An 11,798-nucleotide genomic window follows, 5' to 3' on the forward strand; every position below is an offset into this window, starting at 1 on the left:
AAGACGGAAGGAGAATCTAGATGCCTACATTTGTCGATCAAACTAAGATTGAAGTCCAAGCTGGTAAAGGCGGAGACGGCATGGTTGCTTTCCGCCATGAAAAATATGTTCCTAATGGTGGACCTGCCGGTGGCGATGGTGGTCGCGGTGGCAGTATTATTTTTGTTGCTGATAGCGGTTTGAGAACGTTAATGGACTTTCGTTATCGCCGTAAGTTCAAGGCAGAAAATGGTGAAGATGGTCGGATAAAGTCTCAATATGGTCGGGGAGCTAAGGATTTATATCTTAAAGTTCCCATTGGAACGACTGTTTATGACTTTGAAACCAATGAAGAAATTGGTGATCTAACTGAAAATAAACAAGAATTGGTTGTAGCACATGGTGGTAAAGGTGGACGGGGCAATATTCACTTTGCTACTAGTGTTAATACAGCTCCTGAAATTGCTGAAAATGGTGAACCTGGTGAAGACCGAGTATTGCGCTTAGAACTAAAGGTTTTGGCAGATGTTGGTCTAGTTGGTTTCCCTTCTGTTGGCAAGTCAACGCTGTTATCAGTTGTAACCAAAGCTAAGCCCAAGATAGCGGCTTATTCTTTTACGACTTTAACGCCAAATTTGGGTATGGTTATTTTACCTGACGGTCGGGATTTTTCGATGGCTGATTTGCCCGGCTTAATTGAAGGAGCTAGTCATGGCGTTGGTCTTGGTATACAATTCTTACGTCACATTGAAAGAACAAAGGTGATTTTGCACTTGGTTGCCATGGATCCTGCTAATGGCAGGGATGCGCTTCGAGATTACCAAACAATTCGTCAGGAACTTTTGACTTATGACAAAGATCTAAAGAATAGAAGAGAAATAATTGTCGCAACACAAATGGATATTCCCGGTGCAAATGAAAAATTAAAGCAATTCAAAAAAGATTTGAAAACTGAGAAAATTCTGTCACCTGTTTATGCTATTTCAAGTGTGACGCATAAAGGAATTGAGCAGCTAATGCAGGATACTGCAACTGTGGTAGAGCAGGTTGAAAAAGAACAAGCAATGCAGAAGCCAAAGCCTGTTCAAGAAGTAAAAGAATATAAATATCAAGCAAGGCAAAAGAATGATTTTACTATCACAAAACTAGAAGAACATGTTTTTGAGATCAAAGGTAAAAACCTGGAAAGACTAGTGGAACGGACCAATCTTGACTATCAAGATGGTGTTATGAGATTAGCTCGGAAACTTAAAAATCTGGGAGTAGATGATGCTCTGCGTGAAAAAGGAGCCGTTGACGGCGATGATGTAATAATTGGCTCATTCAACTTTGAATTTGTCCAATAATAAATAGAAAAGTTTTGAAAAAATGGCAAAAAATCGATACATTACAGGATATTCTGGACTTAGAGCTTTGGCAGTAATCGGCGTGATTCTATATCACTTCGATCCTAATACTTTTGTGGGCGGATATCTTGGCGTACCGATTTTTTTTGTTTTATCAGGCTACCTGGTAACTTGCCAAATACTAAAGTCATATGAAGAAAAGGGCTTTTATAATAATAAAAAGTTTTATTTGAGTAGAATTAAAAAAATATATCCGCCATTGATTGCAGTACTATGGCTTTCTGCAGCATATATTGTTTTATTTCAACGTAATTTACTTGTCAAACTGGGTCAAATAGTTATGGCCAACTTGCTCAACGTTTATAATTTTTGGCAGATTTTAAATGGTCAAAGTTACTTTGAGCGCTTTGCCGCTAACGAATCTCCGTTTGTCCATTTGTGGACAATGTCAATTAACGGTCAGTTTTACATATTATGGCCAATAGTTATTTTTTTGTTAGTGAAATATGGCAAAAAAAGAAAAAACATTTTTAGTATTTTACTAATTTTATCTGTACTTTCAGCAGTTGAAATGGCAATAATGTTTAGCGCTGGAGTTGATGTTAATCGCATTTATTACGGGACAGACACCAGATTCTTTTCTTTGGGCTTGGGTGCTGCTCTTGCTGTGATTTGGCCACTGAATAAGTTGAAGAGCAATATCAAGCGCAGTGATTCTATTACGTTAGATATTATTGGTCTGATTTCTTTTTGTGAAATCATATTTTTATTTCTTTCTCCCATAATGAATGCAGAGAATGCATTTACCTATTTGGGCGGCATGTTTTTGTTCACGTTGTTTACAACCATACTGGTGGGGGTGATTGCACATCCAGGGAGCCACTGGAATAAATGGCTCACGAATCCTGTTTTTAATTGGATTGGTTCGAGAAGTTATGAAATTTATCTTTACCAGTTTCCAGTAATGATCTTTTTTGAGGATAAAGTTTCCAATATGGCAGATCATGTTTTGCTTTATCGTTTTATTGAGCTAGTTTTAATAGTTATTTTAAGTGAGCTTGCATATAGATTGGTAGAACGACCATGTGGCAAAATTTCCTGGCCAAAAATTAAAAAATATTTGCAGCAGATTTTTGATAAAAAATCAAAAAATTACTTTCAAAAAGGGAAAGCAGTTCTCACGGGCTTAATTTTTTTAACCGGTAGCATTGCAATTTTAATTTCTCCTGCTGTAAAGGCCCAAAATTTTAATCAAAGCCAGTTGGCTCGCAGAATCAGAGCAAATCGTAAACAACAAAGAAAAGATAATAATGAGTTAATTAAGGAATACCAAGAAATTAGTCCGAGAGAGCAAAAAAAGGCTAAACTAATAAAAGAAGCTAAACAAGCAGCAAAGAATCACCCAATAAAAAAATCTTTTGAGAAATTTGGTATTTCACAAATTGAAATTCAATTAGCACGTAAAATTGATTTAACTGCTATTGGCGATTCAGTTATGGCCGGTTCTAGCAATGATTTGAAAGATTTGTTACCTAAGGCTGTGATTGATGCGGCTATTTCACGTCAACTGAATGTTTCGTTCGATTTATTAAAGCATTATCAGAATGAAAATGTTTTAGGAAAGAATGTATTAATAGGTTTAGGTACTAATGGTCCTTTTAAAATGTCTGATATAGATGATTTAATGAAGCAGTTAGGACATAAAAGACAAGTATTTTGGATAAACGTTTATGTACCGGCCAAACCTTGGCAAAATGAGGTTAACAACTTATTGAATGAAGTTGCGAAAAAATACCATAATTTTAAAGTAATTAATTGGCATTCATATGCAGAAAAGCATCCAAATTGGTTTTACGAAGATAAAACGCACCCAACACCAATAGGATCAAAGCACTACAGTGCTTTAATTGTAAAAAAAGTAGTTGAAAATGCTAGGTATTAGATAGGTAGAGTATGGAGTTACAATTTTTAGGAACTGGAGCAGGACAACCTTCAAAGAAACGTAATGTATCAAGTATTGCGCTAAAAATGCTTGATGAGATCAATGAGATTTGGTTATTTGATGTGGGAGAAGCAACACAACACCAAATTTTACGAACCAATATTAGATTGCGTAAAGTCACAAAAATATTTATTTCCCACAATCATGGGGATCATATTTTTGGCTTGCCAGGATTGTTAGCAACTAGATCATTTCAAGGGGATGTTGGGCCGATTACAATATACGGGCCAGCAGGCTTAGAACAATTTGTACGGACAGCTTTAAAAATTTCACGAACAAAAATTAGCTATCCTATTAAATTTGTTGTTCTAGAAGAAGGTGGTTTGATTTTTCATGAAAAGGGCTTTAAAGTTTATACAGAAAAATTGGCCCATCGTGTACCTAGTTTTGGCTTTCGGGTAGTTGAAGATGATCATCCGGGAGAACTTTTAATGGATAAACTAGCGCAATATAATGTACCTAATGGCCCGCTACTTGGTAAACTAAAAAATGGTGAAAAAATCGTTCTGGATAATGGTACTATATTAGATGGAAACGACTTTTTGGGTCCTAATAAAAAAGGTAGAATTATTACTATTATTTATGATACGCGGGCCACTCCTGCAATAGCACAATTAGCACAGAATGCTGATGTCTTGGTACATGAATCTACTTTTGCCGGTAATGAGGCAGATTTAGCTCATTCATATTATCATTCTACGGCAGTTGAAGCAGCGAAGATTGCGCGTAATAATAATGTAAAACGTTTATATTTAAATCATATTTCTGCTAGATATTTAGGTGTTAAAGCCAAAAAATTGGAAAACCAGGCACAAAAAATATTTGCAAATACTAGATTAGCTAATGATTTCGACCGAATTGTAATTCCGATGAAAGGAGAAAAAGATGAGTGATTCTCTTAGAAATAAAGTAGTGGTAATAACAGGAGCTTCAAGTGGGATAGGCCATTCTATCGCATTGGAAAGTGCCGGCAGAGGAGCAACAGTTATTTTAATTGCCAGAAATAAGGCAAAGCTGGAAAAGGTTGCTTCTGAAGCACACGAGTTGTCAGGAGCTGACTCTTATACTATAGTGACTGATATGAGTCAAAGCGACCAGATAGATGCTGCTTTTACAAAAATTATTAGATTAACCAAACACGTGGACTATTTAGTTAACTGTGCGGGTTTTGGCAAATTTGAAAACTTTGTAGAATCAAACCGCCGCGAAGTTACAGCCATGTTTCAAGTTAATGTTTTAGGATTAATGTATTTTAGCCGACTAGCTGGTCGATTAATGATGGAGCAAAAGTCTGGGCAGATTATTAATATTGGTTCAATTGCAGGGAAGGTTCCGACAGTAAAATCAGCAGCATACAGTGCATCAAAAGCAGCTGTAATTCAATTTTCAAACGTTTTGCGTTTGGAGTTAAAACCATTTGGGGTTAAAGTCATGACGGTTAATCCAGGACCCGTTTACACTAATTTCTTTAATATTGCTGATAAAAGCGGGCATTATGCTGACAGCGTACAAAAATTTATGCTGGATCCAGATGATGTTGCCTGGCAAGTAGTTCATTTCTTTGGTAGTAATAAGCGCGAGCTTAATTTACCAGTTAGTTTAGCAATATTAGCTAAACTATATAACCTGTTTCCAACAATAGGTGATAAAGTGTCGCTTAAGTTTGCTTCCAGAAAGTAGTGCAAGGTATGAAAAGTAAAACTAGACAGATTAAGCTCATTTTTACATTGATTTTAACCTTATTGGCAGTAATTTTCGTGGTTTTAAATACTAACAATGTTGCCATTAATTTTGGTTTATTCCAGTTTAAATTACCTTTGATCATTATTTTAGTAGTAATGATCATTATTGGAGTTTTAATTGGCTATTTTTGGGGTTCTTATGGTCATAATCAAGACAAGAATAACTAATATAGCTTGATTTATTTAGGATACAATAGTATCATTAACAAACGTGAAGTATTTTGGGTACTTTTAAGCAACCTAAAATCGTAATTCTACAAAAAAGGAGATCAGTTAAATGGCAGTTCCTAAAAGACATACTTCTAAGCAAAAGAAACGTTCACGTCGTGGTCATATTAAGTTAACTGTACCAGCAATGCACTATGATGCAACCACTGGTGAATATCGCTTAAGCCACCGCGTTTCACCTAAAGGATATTACAAGGGTCGTCAAGTTGTTAGTCAAACTAACTCAAATGACAACCAATAGTTAAAAGGCACCAAAATCAGGTGTCTTTTTTATTTCGGGAAAAATCTGGTAATTTCTTATTTAGAAAGATGAAAATGGTGAAATGAAACTCGTATTCTTACATTCAAGTGATATTCATGGCTTTATTTTCCCCACGGACTATCAAAAGCAAAATGCTTATTCTGCTCCTTTTGGACTGACCAGATTATGCAGCATAATAAAACAGCAACGCGATAAATATGGGGCTGAAAATGTAATTGTTACCGATTCAGGCGATTGTCTTCAAGGTTCACCTTTAGCGGCTTATGTACATGAGTCTAATAATGATGCCAATTTAAAAGCATTTGCAGCTTACTATAAGCAAATTAATTATGATGCAAGATGTCTAGGCAATCATGATTTTAATTTTGGATTAAGCTATTTAAAAAAATATTTAACTTACAGTAAAGCTCCTTTTTTAAATAGTAATATATTGGCTAAGAAAAATGATCTGCCAGCTTTTGGGCAAAATTATATCATTATCAATAAAAACGGCATAAAGGTAGGAATAATTGGTATTACTACACAACGGGTGCCTTTCTGGGAGCCGGCAGAGCATGTTGCAGGATTAAAGTTTATCTCTGCTTTTGAGCAGGTTAAGCAGATAACAGCTTTTTTGAGGCCTAAAGTTGATGTCTTGGCTGTGCTTTATCATGGCGGTTTTGAAGCTGATCCTCGCACAGGAACACGAAAAGAGCCACACACAGGGGAAAATGAAGGATATCGTATTTTGCATGAAATTCCTGGTATCGATGTAATGCTGACAGGGCATCAGCACCGCAGACTAAGTTTAGTCGAACGTAAAACTGCTATTGTGCAACCGGGTTATCGCGGGGAAGCCATTGGCAAGATAGTGCTGGATTTTGACCAACAAAAAAAGAAAATAATAACAATGTCTACTGAGTTGATTGACGCTCGAGACTATGAACCCGATGGCAAAATTAATGATTCCAGTTTATCATTGGAGCAGCAGGCACAAAAATGGCTTGACCAGCCAATTGCTTATTTAGACGAACCTGCTCTTATTTTGAATGCAAATGAAGCAAGAATTAAGGGTTCACCGTTTATTAATTTATTGCAAGACATGCAACTGTATTTTACAAAAGCTGATATCTCAGCAACAGCATTGATGAGTGAAACAGCTCAAGGGTTTAATAAAAAAGTTTCAATGCGTGATATTTTGCTGAACTATCCTTTTGCAAATCAGTTATGTATAGTTAAAGTAACTGGTAAGGAATTACGCAATATCGTCGAATATTCGCTCAAATTTTTAACTAAAGAAAATGGGGGCAACATTATTTTTGATCCTGCATATCGCAATCAGCTTTTTAACTTTGATCTTTTTTACCCACTTAATTATGAAGCCGATATTGCAAGACCACTTGGTGATCGTTTAATTAAGCTTGAATTAAACGGACACCCAATTTTGGCAAGAAAAACATATCGCTTGGCCGTTAATAACTATCGTGCTATGGGAGGTGGCTTCTACCCAGAATACAACGTTAACAAGATTGAAAAAACCCTGGATAAAGATTATGTGGAAATGTTTAAAGAGTTTCTGACTATAGGTCACCCAAAAGTTAATTTTTCACGAAATTATCGTTTTAGCTAACTAAAAAGTCATCAGCAATCAGCTAATGACTTTTTTAGTTATTTAAGTTTAGAATACTTACTTTTGTCTTTATAAGAATAAGCCGTAATTGTGGGAATAATGGCTGCAAATAACAGACCAAAAATCAAACCGACAACAGCAGCTTCACTTAGATTAAAAACATGTTGGGTTAGTGGAGCGGCAATAAAACCTACAATTAACATGTAGACAACGCTCCAGCAAATAGTTACGATATAACGACCCATAGCGTTTCCTTCTTTCATACCATTGAATTTTAACAAATATTATGCACGTTTTCAATCCAAAAGACAGCTTTTTGGTATACTTATTTATATGGAAGGTGACCTGAATATGAAATTCGCTGCATTGCAAAACCTTAGCTCTTTTACGCTTTTAGACAGTCCAGTAAAAATTAAGGACTTACTGACTACTGCAAAAAAATTAGGTTATGGAGCTGTAGGTTTAACTGATATTAACGTAACCTATGGACTAGTTAATTTTTTTGAAGGTGCTCAAAAAGTTGGTATTAAGCCACTTTTAGGGATGCAATTAAGATTAAACGGATTAATTGACAGTGCTCACCAATATGATCTAATAGCTTTAGCAAAGACTGATGAGGGTTACCGCAATATCTTGCGCTTATCAAGTAGGATTAACCTTTTGACAGACAATGGCAATAAGCAAAAAATTTTAACTATGGCAGATTTGACCAAAGATTTAAATGATTTGATATTTATTATACCGGCAAATTTGCACAGTGAGTTATTAAACTTGCAGATGCAGAATGAGTCCTTAGGAACAGATTTTTTGCGTCAGTTAGTTGGCTTAATTCCTGAATCTAGTTCCTTATATATCGGAGTCTATGGCAGTGAAAAGCAGGAAAATTATATTCAATATATCAAAGCTCTGTCAAAGCAGTTTGATTTACCATTAGTTAGCGTTGAAGATACTTGTTATTTAAAACCCCGTGATCAATTCTTGCGCAAAACTTTACAGGCAATTAAAAAAGGAGAAATATTACAAGATATCACAGATTTAGCTAAACAATCTGGCTCACATTATTTGCCTGCTATTGAGGAATTGAGCGAACGCTACCATAAATTAAATTTAGATGAAGCTTTAGAAAACACCAAAAAAATAGCTTCTATGTGCAATGCAAAAATTGTATTTCAAACCCCAGTTTTGCCTAAATTTAAGCAGGATCAATATTCAACTTCTAAAGATTATCTGCAATTTTTGGCTCAAAAGGGTTTACAAAGACGCTTTGGTCAACATAAGATACCTGCTAATTATCAAAAACAGCTAAATTATGAGTTGCAAGTAATAGATCAAATGGGTTTTGATGATTACTTTTTGATTGTTTGGGATGTTGTAAACTACTGTCATCGAGTGGGGATTACGATGGGTCCAGGCAGAGGTTCAGCTTGTGGCTCGTTAGTTTCGTATTCTTTAAACATCACAGAGGTTGATCCGATTAAATATAACTTGCTATTTGAGCGTTTTTTAAATCCTGCCAGACACGAAATGCCAGATATTGATTTGGATATACCAGATAATCGTCGTGATGATGTCATAAAATATATGTTTAATAAATACGGCATGGATCATACTGCTCAGATTCTCACATTTGGGACTTTGGCAGCTAAGCAAGTTTTGCGTGATACTGGCAGAGTATTTGGTCTCCAAGAAATGCAATTAAGTGAATGGTCTAAAAGCGTACCTTTTGCAAAAGGCAAAATAAGTCTGGCTCAGGCTTATAAAGAATCCAAAAAAATGCAAATGCTGGTGAATGCAAATGACGTGAACAAGTTGCTTTATGAAACGGCAAGTGGATTAGAAGGCCTGCCACGCCACTATTCAATCCATGCTGCTGGTTTAGTTCTTAGCGATAATTCTATTGCCGCCATTGCCGGCTTGCAATCAGGACAATTGGGAATACCGATAACTCAGCAAACCAAAAGATATGTTGAATCATTGGGATTGTTAAAGATAGATTTTTTAGGTTTGAGAAATTTAACTATTCTTGGTGATACGGAGAAAATGATCCGCGAGCAAGGAAAAAAGATCGATGTTAATCAGATCCCCCTAGATGATCCGGCTACTTTAAGTATTTTTCAAAAAGGTGAGACAGAACTCGTCTTTCAATTTGAATCAGGTGGAATTCGCAATGTTCTGCGTGAATTGCATCCAGATAATTTTGAAGATTTGGTAGCAGTCAATGCACTTTATCGTCCAGGTCCAATGCAGAATATCAAAACTTTTATTGCACGCAAGAAGGGCATACAGAAAGTCACATACCCTGATCCCAGCTTAAAACCAATTTTGTCTTCAACATATGGTGTTTTGGTTTACCAAGAACAAGTGATGCAGACTGCTCGTGTTATGGCTGGCTTTTCTTTAGGAGAAGCCGACATTTTACGCAGAGCAATGTCCAAAAAAGATCAAACGGTTATTGAACAGGAAAAGTCTAAATTTATTACTGGAGCAGTAAAAAACGGGCGGACTGTTCAGGTTGCAACCCGGGTATACGACTACATTGAACAATTTGCCAATTATGGTTTCAACAGGTCACATGCTGTTGCTTATACAATGATCGCCTTTTGGCTAGCATACTTACAGGTTCATTATCCTGCTGAATTTTATGCCGCTATGCTAAATTCAAATATTGGCAATCAAAATAAAGCTAATGAATATATAATGCGCGCACAAGAAGATGGCGTTAAAATTTTGCCACCTGATATTAATAAAAGCAATTTGGGTTATCAGGTAATTGATGGACACATTTTAGTGGGTTTGCGTGCAATTAAAGGAATTAGAATAGATTTTCTTAAAGAAATAATAGCCAAGCGTCAAACTAAAACCTTTGATTCTCTTAGCAATTTTTTACGTCAAATTGATCCCAAATTTATTAAAGCCAACAGCATTACTAATGTGGTTGAATCTTTGATCAAATCGGGTTGCTTTGATCGACTTAACAAAAATCGTAACGAGTTATTACAAAATTGCTCTGAAATAATTGAAAACGTTAAATTAACTGGAGAAAATCTTGCTTTATCAGAAGGGCTAGGTGGCGTTCCCATTAAGCCTGCTGAAGAACCTAGCAAACAAGAAATGGCTCTGATGGAAGAGAAAACTTTAGGTTTCTCTACTTTAACCTCCCCATTAATTACCGTCCAAAAATATGCCCAAAAGTTTAATGCTAAGCCGCTAAATGAATTTGAAATACATGATGGAGGAATAGCTGTTGGTAAACTGATGTCATTAAAACTAGTTAGGACCAAAAAGGGTCAAACAATGGCCTTTGGCAGTTTTGCTGATACCAACAGTAAGCAGGATATTGTAATTTTCCCTAATGTTTATGATAAAATTCAATCGAATTTAAAGGAAGGTAATATTTATCTATTAGGTGTTAAAGTTCAAAATGATCGTTTCGACTCTAGTAAAAAGCAGTATATTCTAACTAATTTAAAAGTTGTAAATTTAAAAGAGTAATTTTTGAGTAAGCGTAAACAAATAGTCGATGTTAACGCTAACATTGAAAAAGACCGTCAAATCAAGAATTTTAATCATTTTTTGTGAGATTTTTTCATGAAAGAATGTTAAAATTTAGTGGATGTGAGAAATTACACAATAAATCTTGATGAGGTGAATTCATGAAGCGAATTGGAATTTTAACGAGCGGTGGCGATGCTCCTGGCATGAATGCAGCTGTAAGGGCTGTTACAAAAACTGCTATTCATCACGGACTTGGTGTTGTTGGTATTCGTTATGGTTATGCTGGGCTTGTAGCGGGTGACTTTGTTACCTTGACTGCTGAAAATGTTGACCATATGATTAGCGCTGGTGGTACTTTTCTTTACAGTGCCCGCTACCCTGAGTTTGCGCAAAAAGAAGTGCAAGAAAAGGGAGTGGAACAGTTAAAAAAGCACGACATTGATACTGTAATTGTTATCGGTGGTGATGGTTCTTATCATGGTGCGCTGGCTTTAACTCGTTTGGGGATTAACTCAATTGGTTTGCCAGGAACCATTGATAATGATATTCCTTATACTGAATATACTATTGGACTTGATACTGCCTGCAATACGGCTATGCAAGCTATCGACAGAATTCGTGATACTGCCAGCAGTCATCACCGCGTTTTTGTTGTTAATGTTATGGGACGTAATTGTGGCGATATTGCTATGCGTGTAGGTTTAGCAAGTGGTGCTGATGCAATTGTTGTTCCAGAAAGAAGTTATGACATTAAAGCAATTGCTGAAAGATTAAAGCGCGGTTTTAAAGATGGCAAAGATAATGGTATTATCATATTAGCTGAAGGTGTCATGGATGCCGCTGATTTTAGAGCTGAACTCTTAAAATACGGCGAATTCGATTGCAGGGCGAATGTTATTGGTCATATGCAGCGTGGTGGTGCACCAACGGTTACTGATAGGATTAATGCTACAAAGATGGGAAATTATGCGGTCAAGTTACTTCTTGATGGTAAAGGCGGTTTAGCTGTCGGCATGGAGAATGGAAAATTGGAAACCCATGATATTCTTGATCTTTTTGATGAAAAACATGCCAGTGAAGAATCGTTAATTGATATAAATGAAGAAATGACTAAATAATTAGTCGATTTTGAGGA

10 protein-coding genes are annotated in these 11,798 nt (G+C 36.0%); 9 read left to right on the forward strand and 1 reads right to left on the reverse strand.

Features of this window, described 5'->3' with window-relative positions; all coding sequences use genetic code 11:
* Window positions 1-20 precede the first annotated feature (20 nt).
* From obgE to JF75_RS04705, 7 genes are all read left to right on the forward strand, one after another.
* The gene (gene obgE / locus JF75_RS04675) at window positions 21-1,325 is read left to right on the forward strand and encodes a GTPase ObgE (protein WP_046332055.1); all 1,305 of its coding nucleotides are present in this window, start codon (window positions 21-23) and stop codon (window positions 1,323-1,325) included.
* A 22-nt stretch (window positions 1,326-1,347) separates the two neighbouring features.
* Window positions 1,348-3,267 carry an acyltransferase family protein gene (locus JF75_RS04680; RefSeq protein WP_046332056.1) on the forward strand — a complete coding sequence of 640 codons (1,920 nt, stop codon included), beginning with the start codon at window positions 1,348-1,350 and terminating at the stop codon, window positions 3,265-3,267.
* Window positions 3,268-3,278: 11 nt separating this feature from the next.
* Window positions 3,279-4,220, forward strand: a complete 942-nt coding sequence (gene rnz, locus JF75_RS04685; protein WP_046332057.1) for a ribonuclease Z — start codon at window positions 3,279-3,281, stop codon at window positions 4,218-4,220.
* Window positions 4,213-5,007 carry an SDR family NAD(P)-dependent oxidoreductase gene (locus JF75_RS04690; RefSeq protein ID WP_046332058.1) on the forward strand — a complete coding sequence of 265 codons (795 nt, stop codon included), beginning with the start codon at window positions 4,213-4,215 and terminating at the stop codon, window positions 5,005-5,007. Before rnz ends, JF75_RS04690 begins: the two co-directional genes overlap by 8 nt.
* Window positions 5,008-5,015: 8 nt before the next feature.
* Window positions 5,016-5,237 carry a lipopolysaccharide assembly protein LapA domain-containing protein gene (locus JF75_RS04695; RefSeq protein WP_046332059.1) on the forward strand — a complete coding sequence of 74 codons (222 nt, stop codon included), beginning with the start codon at window positions 5,016-5,018 and terminating at the stop codon, window positions 5,235-5,237.
* A 109-nt stretch (window positions 5,238-5,346) separates the two neighbouring features.
* The gene (gene rpmF, locus JF75_RS04700) at window positions 5,347-5,538 is read left to right on the forward strand and encodes a 50S ribosomal protein L32 (RefSeq protein ID WP_034979275.1); all 192 of its coding nucleotides are present in this window, start codon (window positions 5,347-5,349) and stop codon (window positions 5,536-5,538) included.
* A gap of 82 nt (window positions 5,539-5,620) precedes the next feature.
* A complete protein-coding gene (locus tag JF75_RS04705; RefSeq protein WP_046332060.1) occupies window positions 5,621-7,168 on the forward strand; it encodes a bifunctional metallophosphatase/5'-nucleotidase in 1,548 nt (515 codons plus the stop codon).
* 38 nt (window positions 7,169-7,206) lie between these two features.
* Here the strand turns inward: JF75_RS04705 and JF75_RS04710 are convergent, their stop codons facing one another.
* Window positions 7,207-7,413, reverse strand: coding sequence for a DUF2929 family protein (locus JF75_RS04710; protein ID WP_046332061.1), 207 nt, complete (start codon window positions 7,411-7,413; stop codon window positions 7,207-7,209).
* A gap of 106 nt (window positions 7,414-7,519) precedes the next feature.
* Between JF75_RS04710 and JF75_RS04715 the strand changes: the two genes are divergently transcribed.
* A complete protein-coding gene (locus tag JF75_RS04715; RefSeq protein WP_046332062.1) occupies window positions 7,520-10,660 on the forward strand; it encodes a DNA polymerase III subunit alpha in 3,141 nt (1,046 codons plus the stop codon).
* A gap of 161 nt (window positions 10,661-10,821) precedes the next feature.
* A complete protein-coding gene (pfkA, locus tag JF75_RS04720) occupies window positions 10,822-11,781 on the forward strand; it encodes a 6-phosphofructokinase (protein ID WP_046332063.1) in 960 nt (319 codons plus the stop codon).
* The last annotated feature ends 17 nt before the right edge of the window (window positions 11,782-11,798 follow it).

Origin of the sequence: Lactobacillus kimbladii (genome assembly GCF_000970755.1) — a bacterium.
Lineage (GTDB): Bacteria > Bacillota > Bacilli > Lactobacillales > Lactobacillaceae > Lactobacillus > Lactobacillus kimbladii.

Coding starts and splice junctions, on each gene's coding strand:
- JF75_RS04680 (WP_046332056.1), top strand. CDS start 1,348: ATGGCAAAAAATCGATACATTACAGGATATTCTGGACTTAGAGCTTTG.
- pfkA (WP_046332063.1), top strand. CDS start 10,822: ATGAAGCGAATTGGAATTTTAACGAGCGGTGGCGATGCTCCTGGCATG.
- rpmF (WP_034979275.1), top strand. CDS start 5,347: ATGGCAGTTCCTAAAAGACATACTTCTAAGCAAAAGAAACGTTCACGT.
- JF75_RS04695 (WP_046332059.1), top strand. CDS start 5,016: ATGAAAAGTAAAACTAGACAGATTAAGCTCATTTTTACATTGATTTTA.
- JF75_RS04690 (WP_046332058.1), top strand. CDS start 4,213: ATGAGTGATTCTCTTAGAAATAAAGTAGTGGTAATAACAGGAGCTTCA.
- JF75_RS04710 (WP_046332061.1), bottom strand. CDS start 7,413: ATGGGTCGTTATATCGTAACTATTTGCTGGAGCGTTGTCTACATGTTA.
- JF75_RS04715 (WP_046332062.1), top strand. CDS start 7,520: ATGAAATTCGCTGCATTGCAAAACCTTAGCTCTTTTACGCTTTTAGAC.
- obgE (WP_046332055.1), top strand. CDS start 21: ATGCCTACATTTGTCGATCAAACTAAGATTGAAGTCCAAGCTGGTAAA.
- rnz (WP_046332057.1), top strand. CDS start 3,279: ATGGAGTTACAATTTTTAGGAACTGGAGCAGGACAACCTTCAAAGAAA.
- JF75_RS04705 (WP_046332060.1), top strand. CDS start 5,621: ATGAAACTCGTATTCTTACATTCAAGTGATATTCATGGCTTTATTTTC.